We start from the raw sequence: 19188 nt of genomic DNA on the forward strand, positions 1-19188 counted from the left end.
CGGCCGCTGCAAAACCTTATCCATGGAAATCGCCGGCTTTACGATACGAGCGCCGGTCAGTCAGTGCGCCGAACCCTCGGCATGAAGAGAGTAGAAAACATGGAAAAGACCACTTACCAATTGCTGGAAGTCGCAAACGGCAAGCCCATCAAGATGTGGACCCAAGGCGTTCCCGTGGAAAGCGAGGCGCGTCAGCAGCTGATGAATACGGCCAGCATGCCATTCATCTTCAAGCACCTGGCAGTCATGCCTGATGTCCATCTGGGCAAGGGATCGACCATTGGCAGCGTGATCCCCACCGTGGGGGCAATCATTCCGGCTGCGGTCGGGGTGGATATCGGTTGCGGGATGATCGCTGCGCGTACGTCACTCACGGCAAACGACCTGCCGGACAACCTGTTCGGTCTTCGTAGCGCCATCGAGCAGGCTGTGCCTCATGGCCGGACCTCGACACGTGGCGGTCGGGACAAGGGCGCGTGGGGCGATATTCCACAGCAGGCCGATCAGGTGTGGGAGGCGTTGGCGCCAGGCTTCAAGGCGCTGACGGACAAGTACCCGCAGCTGGCCAAAAGCAACAACCGTCAGCATCTGGGTACGCTGGGCTCGGGCAACCATTTCATCGAGGTCTGCCTGGATGAAGCCGACCGGGTCTGGTTCATGTTGCACAGCGGCTCGCGGGGCGTGGGCAATGCGATCGGTACGCTGTTCATCCAGATGGCACAGGCCGATATGCGTCAGCACATCGCCAACCTTCCGGACCGCGACCTGGCGTACTTCGAAGAGGGCAGTCAACACTTCGATGATTACGTGCAGGCGGTCGGCTGGGCTCAGGATTTCGCCCGGCAGAACCGCGAATTGATGATGCAGGCCGTGATTCAGGCCACCCGCAAGATCATCAGCAAGCCCTTTGAGGTGGCGCTGGAAGCGGTGAACTGTCACCACAACTATGTGCAGAAAGAGCGGCATTTCGGCGAAGACGTGCTGGTCACCCGCAAAGGTGCAGTGTCGGCCAGGAAGGGTGAGCTGGGGATTATTCCGGGTTCCATGGGCGCGAAAAGCTTCATCGTGCGCGGACTGGGCAACGAGGAATCATTTTGCTCCTGCAGCCACGGTGCCGGTCGCACCATGAGCCGGACCAAAGCCAAGAGCACGTTCACGGTCGAGGACCAGATCCTGGCCACAGCGCACGTGGAGTGCCGCAAGGATGCTGCCGTCATTGATGAAATCCCGATGGCCTACAAGGACATCGACAAGGTCATGCATGCGCAGCGTGAACTGGTGGAAGTGATGCACACCCTGCGGCAGGTGGTGTGTGTGAAAGGTTAAATCGTAGATGGGGCACAGGGTGCTTCGTCTGGTAAGGAATGAAGGAAAATGAAAAGGGAATCTACCGAGTCTCATCCGCTTGACGACGCCATGCGTGCGCGGGTCCTGAATGAGCTTGCACGCATCGAGCGTGAGCGCAATGTCACGGTGTTGTACGCCTGCGAGTCGGGCAGTCGTGCCTGGGGGTTCGCCTCCACCGACAGCGACTACGATGTGCGCTTCGTCTATGTGGAAAAGCCTGAATGGTTCGTTCAGGTCGACCCGGGTCGCGATGTCATCGAACGTCCGCTCGATGACGAGCTGGATGTGAGTGGCTGGGAGCTGCGCAAGACCCTCGGGTTGTTGCGCAAGTCCAACCCGACGTTGCTCGAATGGCTCGACTCGCCGCTGGTCTATCGCAGCGAAACCGAGGCAACCGGACGGCTGCGGGCATTGGCCGAAGCGTTCTACAGTCCGCCGGCTGCGCGTAATCACTACCTGTCGATGGCCCGAAAAAACTTCCGCGGTTATCTGCAGGGTGAAAGCGTACGCTTCAAGAAATACTTCTACGTGCTGAGGCCTTTGCTGGCGGTGCGCTGGATCGACCAGGGTCGAGGCAGACCGCCGATGACCTTCGCTGAACTGTTGAGTACGGTCGATGACACGCTGCTGCTCGATGAAGTGTCTGAACTGCTGGTGCTCAAACGCAGCGCCGATGAGGCTGCCTATGGACCGAGACGTCCGGCGCTGCACGCGTTCATCGCAGCAGAGCTCGAACGTAGCGTGCCCACGTTGCCGAGAACCAAGGGCGACAGCACGTTACTTGATCGCTACTTGAGGGAAACTGTCGCGTGTTACGCAGGGAGCCAGACATGAACAGGGACGTCATCGAACTGGACGGCTCCACAGGCGGTGGCCAGGTTCTGCGCAGCGCTTTGAGCCTGTCCATGGTGACTGGCCGTGCGCTGCATATTCATCACATACGCGGCCAGCGCAGCCGACCTGGCTTGTTGCGTCAGCACCTGACGGCCGTCCTGGCGGCCGCTAGTGTGTGCGGGGTGCAGGTCAGCGGTGCCGAGCTGGGCGCTCAGACGCTCTGGTTCGAGCCGGGAGCGGTGCGGGCGGGTCAGTACGAGTTCGCGATTGGCAGTGCAGGCAGTTGCACCCTGGTTTTGCAGACCCTGATGCCTGCGCTGCTGCAACTCTGCGAACCCAGTCAGATCGTGATCAGTGGCGGGACGCACAACCCGATGGCACCTTCGGTGGACTTTCTGCAACGGGCATGGCTGCCACCGCTACGACGTATGGGGGCGGATATCGAGCTGAAGCTGCTACGTCACGGATTTGTTCCTGCCGGAGGCGGGCAGGTGCAGGCCGTTATCAAGCCATCCCGGCTGACGCCCCTGCATGTGCGCGATCGCGGAGAGCAACGTGGGCGTTATGCCGTGGCGCTGTCGGCTGGCCTGCCTGAACAGGTTGCGATGCGTGAGCTGGCCCGCGTCGGTCAGCGCCTGTCGATGTTGCCTGAGCAATTGCACACGGTTGTGCTGGACCCTGAGCAGGGGCCTGGCAATGCGTTGTCACTGGTCTTCGATTATGAGCAGGTGACCGAGGTCTTTACGGCGTTTGGTCAGTCGAACCTGCGTGCAGAAGCCGTGGCGGACCGCGTCATCATGAAGGCTGTCGAATGGTTGCAGAGCGATTCAGCCGTGGCCGAGCACCTGGCGGATCAGTTGCTGTTACCGATGGCACTGGCTGGCGGCGGCAGTTTCAGCACGCTGCGAATGACGGACCATCTGCGAAGCAATATCGCAGTGATCGAGCGTTTCCTGCCGGTTCGCTTTGACTGCCGTGAAGAAACCCCGCACCGGTTGCTGATCCAGTGTTGCGCGGCGTGAGTGCAAACTCAGGCAGTTTCGTGACCCAGCAATCGCTCGATCTGTGCCTGTTCCCATCCGCTGAGCAGGCTCACCGGATCGGTGCGTGACCAGTCTTCGGCCGATCCTTGCTGGCCGTGCTCATTCACACAACGCAGGCATCGGATCACCCGGTTGCCTGTCATTTCCAGCGTCAGGTGCCAGCCCTCGATGTCGGCCTGTATCAGGTTCGACTCGCGATGACCCAGGCAGCGCAGCGAGCGCACGCCCAGCGCTGCCTCTTTCAAACGTTGATAAACCTCGCGGGCGCTCAAGGTGGGGTCAGCTGTCATGGGCGTGTGTAATCAGGCTGAATAGGGCGCTCAGCATAAAAGCCGCTCGCCCTGTTGTCACTTGACTGGCTTTTCATCGACGGTCGTTGCTCCAAAGAGCGTCTCGACGTCGGGCTGTGTCTGGTTGATCGCGCCCAACTGCCGAATCAGTTCAGCCTGGCGGCTGCCGCGAACCCCTGCGGTGGTCATCGCCCCGTCGCGCACGTAGGTGTAGACGCCGCTGACGCCGAATGGCGTGATGTGGGTAACGTGGGCGCTGATGCCATGGGTGATCGTCTTGAAGCGTTCGCTGGCGTAGCACGTGCGTCGGGTCCAGGCTGACTCGAAGGTCAGTTCCATGAACACGATGTTCAGGCGCGGTTCGCTGGCGTAATGAGCGACGTCCGGGGCAGGTGGCGCGGGCTGTTCGTTGTCGTAGGGTTCGGCAAGGTGCAGGCGTAGCTTGAGCACTTCGTCCAGACCGGCCAGGTCACGGGCCAGCGTGTCGATGGCCTGACGTGCGGCGGCAAGGTTGCCAGGCTTCAGATGCAAGTGCAGGTGCAGACGATCCAGTGTCGAGGTTTCATTGGGCGCCGGATCGGGCAGGCGATCCATCAGCGTGCTGGAACCGTCCGGCACATCGTAGGCCAGGGTTTCCTCGAACATGTTCTGCTCATCGGAAAACAGAATGGCGCTGGCCTTCTGAAAGCGCTGCTGGTCCTCGGCAGACAGAAAGCCGATCTCCACGCCACCGTCCAGTACGTAGCCTTGCAGTGGTTTGACGTCTTCGATGATGGGCCACAAGTGGGCGTCCTGCTCGCGCGATAAATGGTGTTGCACGTACCAGCCCAGTCCGTCCAGACGGGCGCACAACGGGCCGTGAACATCGCGCCAGTAAGTGGCGAACAGTTCGTGTGGAACGCCGGGTCTGCGCAGTACGGTGGTGTACGTGTTGATGACGATGCGCTGATCGCGCGCACCGTGGTTGTCGCCGAAGTGTGATGTGAGCATGAGGGCTCTCTCTCTGCTGGAGGTGTCTGAGTCAGGCGTTCACGTCGCAGGTTAAGTTCAAGGAATATGCCCGACGGGGCATGACACGCAGGCCTGCCGCGGTGTGTCAGTCGCGTTATCATCACCGCGACCTTTCCAGCGGATAGCCCCATGCAGTTGCCTGACCTGAACCTGTTGATCGCTCTGGATGCCTTGCTCGACGAAGGCAGCGTGGTGGGCGCAGCGCGGCGCATGCACCTGAGCCCGGCAGCCATGAGTCGCACGCTGACGCGCATTCGCGAAGCCACCGGCGATCCGGTGCTGGTGCGTGCCGGGCGCGGTCTTGTGCCGACGCCCCGTGCGTTGGCCATGCAGGCGCAGGTCCGTGAGCTGGTCGAGCAGGCTGCGTAGGTGTTTCAGGCGCGTGACGACGTGGACATGACCAGCTTGGAGCGCTGCTTCAATGTGCGCTCCAACGACGTGTTTTTCGGCTCTTTCGGGGCGCGGGTGCTGGAGGCGATCCGTGTCGGTGCGCCCGGCTGCACCCTGCGTTTTGTACCCGAAGGCGCTGGCGATGATGACGCATTGCGTGAAGGCAGGATCGATCTGTACATCTCGTCACGGCTCAATTTCGGTCCAGAGATCAAGATTCAGAATCTATTCAATACGCGCTTCTGCGGGCTGGCACGGGAGGGGCACCCGATTTTCGACGGGCCGATCACGCCCGAGCGATTCGCCGCATTCGATCACGTCAGCGTGTCGCGCAGAGGCCTTGCCCGAGGACCGATTGATCCAGCCCTGGCAGAATTCGGGCTGGAGCGGCGCATCGCACTGATCACGCCGCATTTTCACTCGGCGATTTTTGGTGTTGCCGAGTCTGACCTGATCCTGTCCTTGCCTGAGCCCGTGCTCTGGGGCCTGAAAAAAATGGGTCTGAAGATGCGTGCCTTTGCGATTCCGCTGGCGCTGGAAGGCGTATCGGTCAATCAGGCCTGGCACCCACGCGTCGACAATGACCCTGCGCACCGCTGGCTGCGGCAGACGCTCAAGCAGGTCTGTTCAGTGCCCCGGCAAATGAAACTCTAGGCTCTGTACGAAAAGTGGTCGCGCTCGCCGACTTTTCGTATAGGCCTAACGTCCCCCGTTCGGGCAGGTGGCAATGCACGGTGAAACAAACAGATGGCCGCGCCATGCGCCTGCGACCGTCCTGGTCGCAACCAGTGTCCACATCATCACCAGCAGAGCGACCAGCGCAATGCCGACGCTGTCGAAAAAGCCCAGCTGCAAGGTCGTCCCCAGCTTCAACGTAGCGAGCGCGTACACACCCAGAGGAAAGGTAAAGGCCCACCAGCCCAGATTGAACTCGATACCGGCCTTGAAATAGCGCAGCGTAATCAGCGCCGCCAGCGCCATCCACCACAGGCCCAGCCCCCAGAACAGCAGGCCGACGATCACGCCGACACCTGCAGCCACGTCGCCGATAGACGCCAGGCCGTGCGCGGCGAATACCCGAGGCGCGTCGCTGCCCATCACCAGCATGCCCAAAGCACCTGTGCCAATTGGACCCAGCGCCAGCCAACTGGAGGCAGCCATGCTCTCATGAGGCAGTTTGTGCAGCGCCAGGCGCAGCAACAGGATCACCAGAATGCTCAGCGCCACCGGCACGGAATAGGCCCACAGCACGTAGCTGGTGATGAGAACCGTGAACTGTGATGCGCTGTCGGTCAGGTGCGGCGTCAGCGAGCCTCCGCAGGCGGCGGCGACTTCTGCTGCCACGACGGGCAGCAACCAGACGGCCGTCATTTTCTCGATACTGTGCTCCTGGCGCGTGAACATCATGAACGGGATCAGCACGCCGTATGCCATTGCCAGCGCCACGTCCAGCCACCACAGCGCTTCAGCCACGGCAATCACGCCATCGCCCCAGCGCTCGGGTCCGAACACCAACAGGCCATTAATGATCGTGGCCAGGCCCATGGGGATCGTGCCGAAGAACATCGAGACCGTCGAATGCCCGAACACCTGCCGCGCCTCGTCGAAAAACATCAGCCAGCGGCTGGCGTACATCACACTGAACAGTACAAACAGGACGACGCTGAAGAACCACAGCGCCTCGCCCACGTTGCGCAGCAGGGCGATGTTGCCCGGCAGTTGCGCAAGGGCCAGGGACAGGACGCCGGTGCCCATGGTCACCGCGAACCAGTTAGGCGTGAACTGGCGAATCGCTTCACGCGGGCTCGATAACGAGGCGAGGGGTGCCATGCCTTCGATCACGGTTGTAAGCCTGCTCATTGCGTTCTCCTGCTGACGGTTCTGGTGAATGAGGTCAGTGTAAGGAGGTGCGTATAATTCTCTAAACGGTTAATCTCGATTCCAGTTACCTGTTATTCAGGTAAATAGGTCTTTGGGAGTCATGGTTTGAAACTCAACCTGCGTCAGTTGCAGATATTCTGCGCCGTCACTCAACACGGCAGCACCGTGGGCGCGGGACTTGCCGTTGCGCTTTCTCAGTCGGCAACCAGCGCTGCCTTGAACGAGTTGGAAAGCGCTTTGGGCACTCGCTTGTTCGATCGCGTCGGCAAGCGGCTGGTCCTCAACGACAACGGGCATGCGCTGCTGCCAAAAGCCCGGCAACTGCTGGAAAGCGCCCAGCAGATCGAAGACAGTTTTCTATTGCCCGATGCGGGTCTGGATACGCGTTTGCGCATTGGCTGCAGCAGCACCATCGGCAACTACGTATTGCCGCAGATCGTCGCAGCGTTGCGGACCTCGGCGCCCTCGTTGCGGGTGGACATGGACATCGGCAACAGCGCCCTGATTGCACGCAAGGTCGCGCAATTCGAGATCGACATGGGGCTGATCGAAGCGCCCTGTCATCTGCCCGAGCTGATCGCAGAGCCCTGGCTGGTGGATGAAATGCTCATCGTTGCCGGGCGCGATCATCCGCTGGCTGCGCAGGAGCAGGTGTCGCTGAGCGATCTGCAACACGCCGAATGGCTGCTGCGCGAACCGGGTTCCGGGACTCGCGAAGAGGTCGAGCACTTGCTGCTCAGGCACCTTCATGACCTGGAAGACATGCGCCAGATGGGCAGTTCCGAAGCGATCAAACGCACGTTGGCGCAGGGCATCGGCATCAGTTGCCTGTCTCGCCGGGTGGTCGCCGATCTGTTGGCGAGCGGGGAGTTGCAGATGCTTAACAGCCCCTTGCCACCGCTGACCCGCCGGTTTTTTCTGATCCGCCACCGCGACAAGTTTGTCTCGACGAGTCTGCAGCGGTTCAGTGAGCAGTGCAGAGCGTCGGCAAGCGGGGCGTGATCGCAGGAAAACGTACTGTCGCTCACCCAATAAATCCAGCCTGCCGAGTTGGCGCTTTTTCTGCGTCCGGTGCTGCTGGCGGGATTCAAGGGCACAGACGCAGGCGAGAAAGATCACGATACGCTCATGGTTCGCCACGGCTTCAGCCACAGCGCCAGGCCCACCATCAACAACGCGCCATACGCACAACTGAGCCCCAGTTGCAGCCAGGTGTTCTGCAATGGATGCAGCACCATCGCAGCAAATGTCATCAGTCCGGCCGCCATCAGCCAGTGGCTGCGCCACGGCAGTACGTTCAGCAGCGATTGGCGGCGCATCAGCAATACGCCGGTCACCAGTGCGCCACCCAGCGCGGCGAGGGCGACGCCGGTCAGCCCGAACACGAAGGGCAGGAGGGCAAGCAGTACGGCATTGCACAGACTGCCGATCAGTTCGCAGTTGAGCGGCAGACGGGTATCTCCGGCTGCATAGGCGTACCGTGCCAACAGGGCATTCCAGGCACCGAACATCAGTGGTACGGCGAACCAGGCCAGTAACCCCGGCAGCGGACCCTCGTGTGTCTGGTTGGGCAGCAACAGGACCGCCAGGGCTCCGGCCGCACCGATCAGACCGGTCACAGCCGGAAGGGTCAGCAGCGTGGCGCTGCCCAGGCCTCGTTTCAGCAGGTTCAAACGTTGATCGCCCGCGCTCCCGCTCATCAATCCGAGCAGCACCTGATTCAGGCTCATCAAGGCGATCAGCGGCAGGTTGATCAGCTTGCGCGCCAGATTGACCCAGGTCACTGCGCCTTCGCCCAGCAGCGAGGCAACCATCCGCTCCAGCAGTGCCAGGCCCTGACTGGCCAGGTTACTGCTCAGCAGCGGTCCGATGCGCTCCAGCAGTTCACGCACGACGCCGGCTTCTGCCTGCCATTGCCAGGGCCGCCAGCCTGAGCGATACAGGCTCGGCAGCAGCACGACCGGCATCAGCACGCTGCCCAGTACACAAGCGCCGGCCAGACCCGCAGGCGTGGCCGCGTGGTTCAGGGTGGCGAGATAGATCACGGGCGGCAGGTTAAACAATAACGACCCCAGCCCGGCCAATACAAAGCGTGAACGCGCCTGCAATGGCACACAGAACAATCCGTGCAGCACAAAACCCGGCGCGCACCAGGCCAGCCAACGCAGGCCGCTGCCGGCCTGTGCGTAGCCGTCTGCATCCAGCCCGGGACCGATCAGGCGCACCAGCAGATCGGCAGCCAGTGCGAGCACAATGCTGACGAGTACACCGACAAAGGCCAGCCTCGGGGTCATTGCGCCCAGCCAACGTTGTTGGTCTTCGGCCGTGCGTTGCTTGTACAGCGGCAGGGCGGCAGCGCTGAGCAATCCGGCGGCCAGCGACATGCGCAGGGCTTCGGGCAGAAACATCGAAACCAGAAAGGCGTCGCTCTGGCTGCCTGCGCCCCAGGCGGCGACCAGCAGCCATTCGCGGGCGAAGCCTGCAGCCAGCCCGGTGAGGGTGGCCAGGGTCAGCCACAGTGTCGAACCCAGCATCGTCGTCGTGTCTGTCAGTGAAACAGGGTGAACAGGCCTTTGCCGCCCACCTTGTATTTGAGATGACGGGCGCGCTCGCCTTTGATTTCAGCATTGGGGCCGCTGACGATGGCGTAGGGCGGCACGGGCTTTGACACCACGCTATTGCCGCCGACCACCGCGCCTTCGCCAATGTTGGCACCGAACGAAAGCAGCGCCCTGCTGCAGATCCAGGCGTAGTCGCCGATGAAGACCGGCCCGCCGACGGCCCAGAACTCCGGTTCGTTCAAATCGTGTCCACCCGCAATGATCAACACGTGGGAGGCGATGGTCACGTGATCACCAATCACCAGTCCGCCTCGTGCGTCCAGCTGACAATGCCAGCCCACCGTGCTGTCGTTGCCGATGCGCAGGCTGTCCACGCCCAGTACTTCGGTATTGCGCCACACGGTCGAGCCTTTGCCGATTTTCGCGCCGCCCATACGCAACCAGAGCAGGCGGAAAGTATGGCTGGGGATCTTGCAGATGATCATGTTGTACAGCTGCTCCCAGGTGCGCAGCATGCGGTCGCGCAAGGTCGGCCAGTTGATACCGTACAGCGGGATCAACGCGCCAATTGTTTCGCTGGCCAGCAATCGGTAGAAGCGCCTCGCCAGTGGCGGCTCGATCCGGGGCTCGATGTTCAGGTAGCAGATGAACGACAGGGTGGTGTCCTTGATGCGGGTCTCGAAGCAGACCTCGTTGTCCAGCATCCACTGATAGGTCGCCTCCAGCTCTTCCAGCGGGACCGCCATCTTGCGCGCGTAGTCGGGCAATGCCTCTCGCAGGTTATGAGAATGCATCATGCGATGTTTCATTTGAGGGCTCCCTGCTCGGGTAAGGCAGTGGTGGATTGGAGCGGTCTTGGCGCAGTCAGGCGCAAACGCCTGCTTTCATGCAGGCTGATGCCCACAAACAGCCAGAACAGCGCGACCAGTACGTTGGTGAAACTGAAATAGTGGTCGAAGAGACCGCTGAACAGAGCAGACAGCACTCCAGTCATGCAGCCCAGGCTGATGGCGTTTTCCGGCGTCAGGACAATCCTGCCCGCAGCGGGGCGCACTTCTTTCCACCAGCTGATCGTCACCGCAATGAACAGCAGCATACCGGGCAGTCCCATCTTGTAGACGAAATTGAGCCACAGGTTGGAAATCCCGAAATCGGTATAGCCAGGAACCGGCGGGTCGACCTTAAAGCCGATCCCGAAGGGAAAGGTGGCCATGGCAGCGGGGAAGTGACTGTATTCCAGGAAGCGAATCGCGGTACTGGTGTCGTCGTCGGAGAACAGCCCCATGATGCGATCCTGCAGGGGCGGGTAGAACATCAAAAACACCAGGCCCATCGCCCCGCCCGCCATCAGCATATGTCCCAGGTGCGGAATACGCCGACGCGTCATCCACAGCATGATCGCTACCAGGCTCAGCAATGCGCCCCGCGAGCCGGTCAGCAATAGCCCGATGGCGCCCAGCGCCGCGACCGTCAGACCCAGCGCGCGCACGGACCCTGTGCGTGTCATGCCGAAGCAGAACGCCAGCGGCAGCAGCATCGCCAATGCGCCACCCGCGACGTTGGGGTGCATCCAGGGTGAGCCCATGCGACTGGAAAATGACAACAGCGTTTGGCCAAGTACATCGGCACCGCTGTAGCCCATGACCCTGAGAATCGGCGTGATCGTCAGTGCTGTGCCGCTGAACAGATACACCGGTATCGACAGCAGCAGCATCATCAGTGTGCCGCCAAGCAGAGCGATGATCAGGTGTTCAAGGGTGCGCAGATCCGTCAGCAGACGCGGCACCAGAAACAGAATCGACAGATTGAACAGCCAGCGTACCCAGTTGATGGGGCCATTGCCTTCAGCCACGATGGTCAACTGACCGATCAAAAACGGGAAGGCACTGAACATCATCAGCGCCACCAGCAGCCGCTCGGTACGCAGCATGTTCGGCACCCGGGTCTGATGTTGAACCATGGCCTGAAACAGGTAGCTGGCCCAGGTCAACATGATCAGTGCTTCGGACACCGTGGTACGAATGCCGATCTGCACCGTTGAGTACGGAATGAAGGTGCCGATGACGCAGAACAGCAACAGGCCGCGCACCGGCCGCCGGATCACGGTGATGATCGAGGCGGTACCGACGATTGCCAGCAACACCACAGGCATCGGCAACAGCCACATCATCACGCCGAACAGCAGACTGAAAAACAATCCTATTGGCATGGCCAGCGACATCAGCGCAACTCCTCGAGCGTGGCATGCACGTGTTTGCAGAACGCGTCCAGGTTGTAGCGTGCGGCCCATTGCCTGGCCAGCGCAGGGTCTTCAGCGGGAGCATTCGACAGCGTGCCCATCAGCCGGATCAGATAGCCGCTGTCCGTGGGCGAGAAGTGCGGGCTGTCCGGCGGTGCGATTTCATCCAGCGACGAGCCGGTCGCTACTGCGACCCGCGTGCCGACACTCAGGGCTTCGATCACCGGCAGGCCAAAGCCTTCGCATCGCGAGGGCTGCCACAGCCGGTCGGCATCGCGATACACCGTATGCAGTTCGGCATCGGTCAGCCCGCTCAGTACGTGCAGGCCGGGCAACTGGCGTTGGGCGTCGGTCAACGGATCATCGCCGCCGACCAGCACCAGGTCGGGCGTGTCGACAAACTGCATGCGCGCGGTCTGCCAGGCATCGACGAACCATTTGATGTTCTTGCGTGGCTCACGGGTGCCTACGCATAGCCAGTAGCGCTCAGGCAGTTGCAGCTGACTGATGTCGGCCGCTTCGCCATTAAACCCTTCGACCAGCAGCGGCACGATGCGGATCTTGTCCCGCGCCTTGGGAAACAGACGTAACACTTCGCCCGCTGTGTACTGCGAAGGCAGCCAGACCTGATCGGCGACCCGGATCGAATGGGCGATCGAGAGGTAATCGGTCAGCCGGTAGAGACTCGCCTTGAGGCGAGAGCCGTGTTTGTTCTGTTGTGTGATCTGAAACAGGTCGTGCAACTGCAACACGTAGCGCACGCCCGCCGGTTTGCGCCCCAGTGGCAGGCCCATGTTGATATTGGTGAAATAGATCTGGATGTCTGCATCGCGTAACGCCTTGGGCAGGTAGACGCCTTCAAAACGTAGCCGGTTGGGTAGACGGTGCACCGAATCCAGGGGGATAGCCCACCTGGGCACATGAATCAGGCGTCGAATCGGGTGGTTGTAGGGTGCCACGCCGAACAGTTGCAACTGAACGTCGGGATGGGCGCGAAATGCGGTTTCCAGCGCGAAATTCTGGCGCCCGATGCCGCTTGTGGGATAACCGGCTGCTGCGCGGTAATCAAGTCCTATACGCATGAGCGCGATCCTTGCTTGGGAGCGTAAGTCGGGTGTAGATGACTTCCAGCTGTGCGGCCGACACGGACCAGTCATGCCGGGCGCGCGCATAAACGCGCCCAGCTTCGCCGATCCGTTCCAGGCGCGCCGGGTTGTCGAGGTTGTCCGTAATCAGTCGCGCCAGCCCGGCGGTATCTTCACTGCCCAGATACTGCTCGCCGTTGGTCACGGCGAGGCCCGATACACCCTGTCCCGTGGTTACGATCGCAAGACCGGCCGCCATGGCTTCCAGGGTCTTGAGCTTCGAGCCGCCACCTTGGCGCAGCGGGGCAAAAAAGATCGCCGCTGTCGCTTGCAGCGCACGCAGGTCGGGTACAAAGCCCAGCCATTCGATACGCGGATCGGGCCAGCGCTCGCGCCAGCTCTGAGGCATGGCGAAGCCGCCGATGGCGAAGCGCACGTTGGGCGATAAGGCCCAGACCTGCGGAAGGATTTCATCCAGCGCCCATTCGATGGCGTCGATGTTGGGACCGTATTCGTAGTTGCCGATAAACAGCAGCCGCTGGCTGGTGCGGTCGGCATGGACGCTGGCGTAATAGCCGCAATCCACGCTGTTGACCACGTACGAGGTGGCTCTGCCACTCAGTCGTGACAACGCCTTGGCGTCGTCTTCGGTGACGGCAACCAGCTCGTCTGCCTGCTGGAAAACGCGCATCTCCCAGCGCCGATAACGCCAGCGGTCGTAGACAGCAAACGCGTTGGCCCAGCGCGGCAGGCGTTCATAACTCGCCGAACCCAGGTCGGACTCAACGTTGTGCTCGGTCAGGAGGAACGGCTTGCCCGAGCGTTGCAGTGCGCGCTCGAACGGTTGAAAGGCGTAGGTATGTTGTAACTGGATCACGTCCCAGTCTTCTTCGAGCAATTGTTCGAAGGCCTTTTCGAGCGACGAGGAGTAGCCGTTGACGCTGGCCAGCATGGGCGGCGGCGCAAAGGCGACTGCCAGCAAGGTCTTGAGGCTGAACAGCGGACGTCGGTCAATCACGACCAGCCGTTCCAGCCAGGGCTCCAGTGCCGAGCGGCAACTGTCGTCCAGCGCGGTCTTGGACTGCACCAGCAAGGTGATGCGGTGGCCGCGTGCCGCCAGGTTGCGCAGCAAGTGGTATTCGCGCGTCTTGCCGCCGCTGGTGGTGGGCCAGGGCAGGTACGGGAGTGTCCACAGTATCCGCATGGTCAAGGCTTCCATTCCAGAATCTGCAGGGTCGGCTTGAGCGCCAGGGTAATGCCCCGGGTGCCGGACAACGGTATGCGGCTGCCGGTCAGCGGATCATGTAATACCGCATCGTTGATGGCCGGGAAGTTGAGCGTTACGCCTTTGGCGCTCCAGAACATCAGCAAACGGCTGCCGTCGTCGCGGCTCCAGGTCACTGCGTACAGGTCCTCGGGCACCTGGCTCACCGCCGGCGGATCTGCCGGTGTCAGGCGCGGCCCGGTCGTGTTCAGGAAATGCTTGAGCGCGGTATACACCGGTTTGGGGTTGGCCTGCAGGTCGAGCAGGCCATAGCCCTGATCCCGGGCCGTGGCGCGCTCGTCGAGGTCGCTGAGGTTGAACAAAAAGATGCGCTGAAAATCCAGAGCGCTCATCAGAGCAAGACGCCGCAGCGTGTAGTCCGCCTGACCGTAGGTTCCGATCAGTTGCTGCATCTCCACCGGGCCGTCGTAACTGGACCAGCCCCATTCGGTGGCCCAGACCTGGCTGACGCCATTGTTGTGCAGCAATTGGTTCATGGCGTTGGTACGGACCAGAAAATCCCGGTCCGCGACCGAGTCGCCTTCCGGGTACTCGGAGTAGGGGTGGTAGGCGGCCACGATATTCTGGGTACCCAGGCCATTGTCGAGCAGGGTCTGCAGCATGTAGCCGGGTGTGCTGTGCATCTGGCTGTAATACGCCATGCCTGCGGTGACGATGGTCTTGTCCGGGAGAACGGCGCGAATGGCATCGGCGGTCGTGGTCAGCAGTCGCCCATAGGCTGCCGGATCTTCCTTGGGCAGCCAGACGATGTTCGGTTCATTCCACACCTGCCAGTTGGCAACCTGCGGATAGCGTTGGGCCAGATCGGTCATGCGCGCAGCGAACGTGGCAAAGTCCTTGGGGGGATACTGATCACGCCCGGGTGCGTTGGGTGGTGCCGTGCTGGCAAAGGGCGCAGAGCCGACCAGGTAGGCGAGGGTGTTGTAGCGGTGCGCCTTGATCGCAGCCATCGCTGCATCCAGCTCGGTCAAGACCAGTTTGTCCTTCTGTGGCTCGATCACCGGCCAGTGAACAGTCAGACGGACCCAGTTCAAACCCAGCTCATCAAGCCGCGCCATCTGCTGTTCGTACACCTGCGGTGCAAAATACTGGAACTGCACGTTGACGCCCAGAAAGTCCTGCCACACCACTGCTCGCGGAGCCTTCAGTACGGTGGCAGACTGGGCCGCGCCGGTCAGCGTCAGGCTGAGCAGTGCCGCAGTGGTGCATGACCACGCGAAAGATCGACATCCCATTTCAGTTCACCTCGCAGGCGGTACGGAACATGTCCCTGAAGCGTTCGGCGGTATGGCTCCAGACTCGGGTCTTGCCCATCACCGCAGCCTTCTCGGCCCATTGGGTCACTCGTTGCGGATCGGAGCACACGCTGTTCAGCGCGGCCGAAAGTGCCTGGACATCACCTTGTGGGTAGATCATTCCGTTGCCATGCGACACCTCCTCGGCAAACGAGCGGGCATCCGAGGTGATCACGCCGCGCCCGCAGGCCACGGCCCAGGATAATGCGCCGCTGGTGCCGCGCAGCTTGCCGAGGATTTTCAGCTTGCTGGATTCGCGGTACGGCAGAACCATCACATGGTGAGCCTGAATGACTTGAGGAATCTGTTCGGCAGGCAGGTCCAGTTGCCAGTCGATCAGGTCGACCAGCCCCAGTTGCCGGATGCGCAGGCGCAACTGATCGAGATAGCTGCCCGACGGACCGAACGCCATCTCCGGCTCGCTGCCTCCGGCAAGGGTCAGGCGAACACTTGAGCGCAAGGCAGGCTTGGCGGTGAACAGGTCTGCCAATGCGTCGAGCAAATCCTCGATGCCTTTGCCACGGTAGATGAAGCCGAAGTACAGCAGGCGTATCGGTTGCAGCGCAGGCAGCGCAACGGGGGTGATGGCCAGGTTGCCATGGCTGATGACCTCCATCTGCGCAGGCTTGAGCCCCATGCGTTGACGCAGGCTCTGGCTGCCTGCCTGGGTTAGCGTCACCAGGCGGGTCATCTGCCGCGCCAGTTGCCGTTCTTCATGCAGACACAACGGATCAGCCAGCACGGTGGCTATTTCCGGCAAGGGAGAGCGCATGCCACTGGCCATCGACAGCGGCCAGGGCAGCCTTTCTCGGCGCCATACCAGCCGCTCCGGGTCATGCACAGTGGCAGTCAATGGCAGCGCCGGGAAGCGACGGCGCAGGGCACGCAACGCTTCGAACTCGGCCAGTCGTCCGCCACCCAGTTCGGCATGCACCAGATCAATGCCGTTCCAGTCGGCTTGCTTTACGCGCTCGATAGCCGCTTGCGGGTCATTGCCCACGCCTTGTAACGGTGTACTGATTTCCAGGCCCAGCCCCTCCAGAGCGTGCCTGAGGTGACCGGCATAGTCAGCGATGCCGTTCTGCTCCGGTGGCAGTGGGGCAAGCAGGGCGATGCGCATCAGCCACGGCTCCCTATTCGTTTCAGGAACTTGAGAACCTGCTCCGGCACTTCGAAGCGACGACGGTTGAAGATCACACCGTCGACTTTCTTGAACGCGGTATTGAGGTTTTGCAGGGTGTCTTCCAGCATCGGCACGGTGGTTTCTTCGGCGCGGACCACCAGCAAAATCAGGTCGGCACTGCGCAGCAGCACAAAAGCTTCCTGGTTGGTGGAAACGCCTGAGGCGTTGATCAACACGATCTCGCCCGGTCTTGCCGGCGCGCGACTCTCGGTGCGAACCAGGTGGCCTTGCTCGACCAGCAGCGCGGCGAGTCGCGAGATCACGAAGCTCACACCGGCACCGGACTTGACCGACGTGAAGCCCAGGGTGAGGCCTTTCTCGTCCACCTGATCCAGCGGCAGGATGCCGTACACCCTGTGCAGGTTGGAGGTGAGCGCTGCGCTGCGCTCCTGGGCCTGCTCCAGATCCGGAAGACTGGTCCAGACCGGCACACCGAAGCTGCTCTCGATCTTGTCGCCGTCGTGGATGCGTTGGTCCAGCAGATAGAAGAAGTACAGCGCCAGAGCGCCAACCACCACGCTTATCGGGAAGGCCAGCAAGACCATCATCAGGCTTTTCGGGAACACTCGGCTGGGGTTGAAGGTGGCGTCTTCGATGGTCGCGATGTTGCTGATCTGGCTGTTGTCCAGCTCGCGGTCGATACGCGCCTTTTCCAGGCTTTCGGTGTACAGCGCATAGCTTTTCTCAGCGGCGTCCAGCTCGTTCTGCAGACGTGACAGGTCAGGTTCCAGATTCAGCGCCAGTTGCCGATCGGCTTCCAGTTGCGCGATCTGCGCGTTTTGCTGGGCGAGCTGAGTCTGCAGGCGGGCATAGCTGGTCTGCTGGTCGGCATACACGTTTTGCATACGGTTGTAGATCGGGTTGGGCGTGATGCTTTCAGAGCGCTGGATCGTCGCGTCCTGCTCGTTGAGCAGTTTCTTGAGGTTGGAGATTTCCTCGTTCACGGCACGGATCGGGGGCGCCTGTTCCTTGAATGAGCGCAACAGTTCCTGACGCTCGACTTCCTTGCCGTTGATGCGGTTCTGCATGTCCTGGCGGTTGGGATTGAGTGACAGCTCGCGTCCGGCTGAAACCGTCTTGGGTTGTTCGGCCAGTTGTTTCTTGAGCAGATCCAGTCCCGCCTTGGTTGAGGCAATGGCGCGTGTGGTGTTGTTACGCTCGGTGCGAAGATCGTTCAGGCCTTGGGAGATGTCGGCCAGGCGCTGAGCGATGCTCACCGCGCCCAACTGGTTCAGGTAGGTCTGGATCTGTTTCTTGTAGGAGAAGATGTTGTCGCCTGTCGATTTGACTTCCGATTCATAGAAGGCATAGAGGCTGACACGACCCAGCGTTTTGGTGCGTTGCACCTGGTACTCTTCGATCCAGGTCTTGAGCACGGTCTGCGCGGTGGTCGGGTCGTTCCAGGTGAATGTCAGTTCCATCACCGAGGAGCCCGGTTCATGGCGGACCTTGAAGTTCTTCTCCAGATCCTCGGCCATCCGCTCGGCCGGGGTGCGTTTTTCGGCCAGCCCGATGAATTGCAGAGCGCCACGGCCGATGTCCACCACCGAATCGATGGCACCCTTGAGTGCACTTTTCACGGACCCGAGAAACCCTGCCTGCGGTTCGACTTTTGACAGGTCGGCCAGGTACTTCTCGGACACCTTGCGCATGATGGGGCGACCGGTCAGCATGCGTTCTTCGTCGAGCAGCGGGTCGCGCAGAGCGCTGGGTACCGCTATGGACTGGCGGTTGGACAGCTCGATGGGCACGGTGCTGGTGTCGCGCCCAGGCTTGACCAGCAACCGTGCTGTGGACTCGTAACGGTTGGGCAGCAGCAAGGCGCCCAGCAACACAATGACGAACGTTGCCAGTACCGTGATTTTGACTTCGCGCTTGAAGATGAAAAACAGGCGCAAGAGGTCGCGAAATGAGCGGATATTGATCATGTCTGGTTCCCTGACAATTAATTGTTGCTGCGCAGCTCGTAGTTCAAGCCCAGGCCGATCGACTTCGCGAAGGGGATCAACTGGTTGAAATACAGGCTGACGCCATCAACTCTGTTTCCCACCGATGATTTGGGAACGAACACGACGTCGCCACGCTTGAGCAGCACCGGAGCCGTGGGCCCGCCCGCTGTGCCTGCCCAGAGAAACTTGCTGTAGTCGAACAGGTAGGTTTTATAAAGGCCGTCTTCTTCCTGGCGCAGCAGCGCCACCTGAGCGGCATCGCCATCCAGCGCGACGCCACCGGCCCCGATGATGGCCTGCTCGAGGTTGGTCGCGACGTTGGCAGGCAGGGTGACCGAGTTGCGCACCGCCCCGCCGACGAACACCGTGTTGCCGGGCGACTGGGAAATGTTGATGGTCAGTGCTGTCTCGCGATAGACGTTCTGCAGCTTGCTTTCCAGCGAGTCATTGAGCTGCTGCAGCGTCAGACCGGCCGCCTTGACGGTACCGATGTAGGGGTAGGAAAAGGTGCCGTCGTTGAGCACCTGAAACAGGGTCAGTTCGTAAATCGAGTTGGCGGTGAAGGCCGAAATGGACGGCGACTCCCCTGTGTTGCGTACGATACGAAGGACATCGCCGGCACGGATTCTTTCCGCCGGCAGCGGTTTGCCTGCCAGGGCCCGGCCGGCGGCCTGGCTGGCTTCTACCAGCGCCCGGTCTTCGGGCAAACCGACCCGAGAGGGGGTATTGCACCCGCTCAGCAGCAATACGCCGACAATCAGCATCATGCTTTTCATTTATCCTGAACTCCTGTCA

Annotated in this window: 15 protein-coding genes and 2 pseudogenes; 5 read left to right on the forward strand and 12 right to left on the reverse strand. The window is 61.3% G+C overall.

Going from position 1 to position 19188, the window contains the following annotated elements:
* The first annotated feature begins 99 nt into the window (after positions 1 to 99).
* From H8S56_RS13265 to rtcA, 3 genes are read left to right on the forward strand one after another with little or no spacing between them, the layout of a single operon-like run.
* A complete protein-coding gene (locus H8S56_RS13265; protein WP_024689308.1) occupies positions 100 to 1326 on the forward strand; it encodes an RtcB family protein in 1227 nt (408 codons plus the stop codon).
* 48 nt (positions 1327 to 1374) lie between these two features.
* Positions 1375 to 2181 (forward strand): nucleotidyltransferase domain-containing protein, encoded by an 807-nt coding sequence (locus H8S56_RS13270; protein ID WP_187518893.1) that lies wholly within the window; start codon positions 1375 to 1377, stop codon positions 2179 to 2181.
* Entirely contained in the window at positions 2178 to 3203 is a 1026-nt protein-coding gene (rtcA, locus tag H8S56_RS13275) for an RNA 3'-terminal phosphate cyclase (RefSeq protein ID WP_187518894.1), read from the forward strand. The genes H8S56_RS13270 and rtcA overlap by 4 nt, the downstream gene beginning before the upstream one ends.
* An 8-nt stretch (positions 3204 to 3211) precedes the next feature.
* Here rtcA and H8S56_RS13280 read toward each other — a convergent pair whose 3' ends face one another.
* Positions 3212 to 3514: a DUF7693 family protein gene (locus H8S56_RS13280; RefSeq protein WP_187518895.1), complete on the reverse strand. Its 303-nt coding sequence runs from the start codon at positions 3512 to 3514 to the stop codon at positions 3212 to 3214.
* Between the two features lie 57 nt (positions 3515 to 3571).
* Positions 3572 to 4504 (reverse strand): hypothetical protein, encoded by a 933-nt coding sequence (locus tag H8S56_RS13285; RefSeq protein ID WP_187518896.1) that lies wholly within the window; start codon positions 4502 to 4504, stop codon positions 3572 to 3574.
* A gap of 150 nt (positions 4505 to 4654) precedes the next feature.
* Here H8S56_RS13285 and H8S56_RS13290 point away from each other — a divergent pair.
* Positions 4655 to 5569 (forward strand): annotated as a pseudogene (locus H8S56_RS13290) (LysR family transcriptional regulator).
* 45 nt (positions 5570 to 5614) lie between these two features.
* Here the strand turns inward: H8S56_RS13290 and H8S56_RS13295 are convergent.
* Complete coding sequence (locus H8S56_RS13295; RefSeq protein ID WP_187518897.1) at positions 5615 to 6775, reverse strand: TDT family transporter; 1161 nt, start codon at positions 6773 to 6775, stop codon at positions 5615 to 5617.
* A 126-nt stretch (positions 6776 to 6901) separates the two neighbouring features.
* Between H8S56_RS13295 and H8S56_RS13300 the strand changes: the two genes are divergently transcribed.
* The gene (locus H8S56_RS13300; protein WP_187518898.1) at positions 6902 to 7798 is read left to right on the forward strand and encodes a LysR family transcriptional regulator; all 897 of its coding nucleotides are present in this window, start codon (positions 6902 to 6904) and stop codon (positions 7796 to 7798) included.
* A 113-nt stretch (positions 7799 to 7911) separates the two neighbouring features.
* On the opposite strand, the gene H8S56_RS13305 is transcribed toward H8S56_RS13300, so the two are convergent.
* From H8S56_RS13305 to H8S56_RS13345, 9 genes and pseudogenes are all read right to left on the reverse strand, one after another.
* Positions 7912 to 9330 carry a lipid II flippase MurJ gene (locus H8S56_RS13305; RefSeq protein WP_187518899.1) on the reverse strand — a complete coding sequence of 473 codons (1419 nt, stop codon included), beginning with the start codon at positions 9328 to 9330 and terminating at the stop codon, positions 7912 to 7914.
* 14 nt (positions 9331 to 9344) lie between these two features.
* The gene (locus tag H8S56_RS13310) at positions 9345 to 10166 is read right to left on the reverse strand and encodes an acyltransferase (RefSeq protein WP_187518900.1); all 822 of its coding nucleotides are present in this window, start codon (positions 10164 to 10166) and stop codon (positions 9345 to 9347) included.
* Entirely contained in the window at positions 10163 to 11578 is a 1416-nt protein-coding gene (locus H8S56_RS13315; protein ID WP_187518901.1) for an O-antigen ligase family protein, read from the reverse strand. The genes H8S56_RS13310 and H8S56_RS13315 overlap by 4 nt, the downstream gene beginning before the upstream one ends.
* Positions 11578 to 12678 carry a glycosyltransferase family 4 protein gene (locus H8S56_RS13320; RefSeq protein WP_187518902.1) on the reverse strand — a complete coding sequence of 367 codons (1101 nt, stop codon included), beginning with the start codon at positions 12676 to 12678 and terminating at the stop codon, positions 11578 to 11580. The genes H8S56_RS13315 and H8S56_RS13320 overlap by 1 nt, the downstream gene beginning before the upstream one ends.
* Positions 12669 to 13885: pseudogene (locus tag H8S56_RS13325) on the reverse strand (glycosyltransferase family 4 protein). Before H8S56_RS13325 ends, H8S56_RS13320 begins: the two are co-directional and overlap by 10 nt.
* 2 nt (positions 13886 to 13887) lie before the next feature.
* Positions 13888 to 15201: a cellulase family glycosylhydrolase gene (locus tag H8S56_RS13330; protein ID WP_187518904.1), complete on the reverse strand. Its 1314-nt coding sequence runs from the start codon at positions 15199 to 15201 to the stop codon at positions 13888 to 13890.
* Position 15202: 1 nt separating this feature from the next.
* Positions 15203 to 16381, reverse strand: a complete 1179-nt coding sequence (locus H8S56_RS13335) for a glycosyltransferase (RefSeq protein ID WP_187518905.1) — start codon at positions 16379 to 16381, stop codon at positions 15203 to 15205.
* Positions 16381 to 18372, reverse strand: a complete 1992-nt coding sequence (locus H8S56_RS13340) for an exopolysaccharide transport family protein (protein WP_187518906.1) — start codon at positions 18370 to 18372, stop codon at positions 16381 to 16383. Before H8S56_RS13340 ends, H8S56_RS13335 begins: the two co-directional genes overlap by 1 nt.
* 17 nt (positions 18373 to 18389) lie before the next feature.
* Positions 18390 to 19169 carry a polysaccharide biosynthesis/export family protein gene (locus H8S56_RS13345; RefSeq protein ID WP_187518907.1) on the reverse strand — a complete coding sequence of 260 codons (780 nt, stop codon included), beginning with the start codon at positions 19167 to 19169 and terminating at the stop codon, positions 18390 to 18392.
* Positions 19170 to 19188: the final 19 nt, after the last annotated feature.

Source organism: Pseudomonas triticifolii, from assembly GCF_014358015.1.
GTDB classification, from domain to species: domain Bacteria; phylum Pseudomonadota; class Gammaproteobacteria; order Pseudomonadales; family Pseudomonadaceae; genus Aquipseudomonas; species Aquipseudomonas triticifolii.